Genomic DNA, 1602 nt, shown 5'->3' with positions numbered 1-1602 from the left:
GTGTCACTAGGACAGTTGATAAGTTTAACTCACATCATGAGCTTTAAGGTAATTGCGTTTAATACAAGTAAAGACTCGAGCTTTAATTGTGACGCTATTTTCTCGGTAAAACCGCCTTTAACTAATAAAAGTTAAGTGGCGTCCCCAAGGGGATTCGAACCCCTGTTACCGCCGTGAAAGGGCGGTGTCCTAGGCCTCTAGACGATGGGGACACAGAAAACTGCTACCCTAGGACAAAACACTAATTTTTGGTGGAGCCATGCGGGATCGAACCGCAGACCTCTTCACTGCCAGCGAAGCGCTCTCCCAGCTGAGCTATGGCCCCAACTTAATCAATACCCGTCGTGACAAACACATCGTGTATCGCTTAGTGCGGGGCGCATTCTATGCACCACCCAAAATAAAGTCAACAGTTTTTTACCTAGCTTTATTTAAATGGTTTAATTTTCAACAAACTGGCTATCAAGCGTGCTAAAAAATACAATTTGAATAAGTTTCTAGCCCTACTGCTTATAATAACATCACTATATCGCAGCGAATACTTAACAACACCCTACTCCCCTATTTAATGCAACAAAATTGCATCAAAGCAAAGGTATACATTTATATGCAAATTGAACTTATCTAAAAACGACCAATTAAGGCCCCGCCAATCGCCTTAATCTTTTAAAAGTTACAATTGCTTATAATAACCAAAACTTAAATGTGGATTTGAGAGTACCCGCAGCCTTTACTTGCTTAATAACCAGCGTAACTCGTACTAAAAACTCGATTATTGTTTGAAGAACATTTTTTAGAGAGCATTGTAGCTTCGTAATGCTATGTACAAAACTTTAGGGCGTGTTGATCTTTGGTGGGTGAATTTGCAGCAGTATGTTTGGTTTTTAGGCAAGGCAGAGCCTATGTAGTTTGGTTATTACCCATGAATAGGCGATAACGCCGCATAAAGTCCAAACATGCGCTGCCCTTTGGGTTCAATCCACAAAGGTCAACACGCACTAGTTATATGTGATCTATTTAGTCTTAATCCGAAGGCTATTAGTGAAGTATGAGTATTTACGATTTGCTAGGTTGGCTTATAAAAATAAAGTAAGTACAAAAATAGAGTTTAGAATGCTGAAAATAGCATTTTTTTTGGGAAGTTTAGATTAAATTCATTTTTAAAGGATCGCTCTATTCACTAAATAACTCGCCCTAATATTAATCCATCTTGCTCATAATCATAAAAACGACTCCAGTAAAAAAAACAATAAGTATCGTGAAGCTAAATTTAAGATTAATAAAATACGATTCCCTACTCACTTTTAGGAGCTTATTAGGTGTTTAATTGAACTGCAATATCAAATTTGATGATAAAATAGACTTCAACCGTATCCTATTGTTTATAAAACCTTCATTCAGTACATTTTTATCATTCAAGTGTTGACACATTTTCAACTCTATCTATAATAGCGCCCCACAACAACGCAGCAATGCAATGTTGTTTAGATGTGGGTGATTAGCTCAGTTGGGAGAGCATCGCCCTTACAAGGCGAGGGTCACTGGTTCAAGTCCAGTATCACCCACCACTTTTTAATTAAAGTGTTCACATCTGAATTCTAT

Annotated in this window: 3 tRNA genes; 1 reads left to right on the top strand and 2 read right to left on the bottom strand. The window is 37.9% G+C overall.

The window, feature by feature from the left end:
- Nucleotides 1–136: 136 nt before the first annotated feature.
- Nucleotides 137–212, bottom strand: a tRNA-Glu gene (locus P20429_RS00030).
- Between the two features lie 37 nt (nucleotides 213–249).
- Nucleotides 250–325: transfer RNA gene (locus P20429_RS00035), tRNA-Ala, on the bottom strand.
- A gap of 1167 nt (nucleotides 326–1492) precedes the next feature.
- Here P20429_RS00035 and P20429_RS00040 point away from each other — a divergent pair.
- A tRNA-Val gene (locus P20429_RS00040) sits at nucleotides 1493–1568 on the top strand.
- The last annotated feature ends 34 nt before the right edge of the window (nucleotides 1569–1602 follow it).

Source organism: Pseudoalteromonas sp. BSi20429 (assembly GCF_000238895.1).
Lineage (GTDB): Bacteria > Pseudomonadota > Gammaproteobacteria > Enterobacterales > Alteromonadaceae > Pseudoalteromonas > Pseudoalteromonas arctica.
Note: the sequence above shows the minus strand (reverse complement) of the source record. Positions and strands in the feature narration are given on the sequence as shown.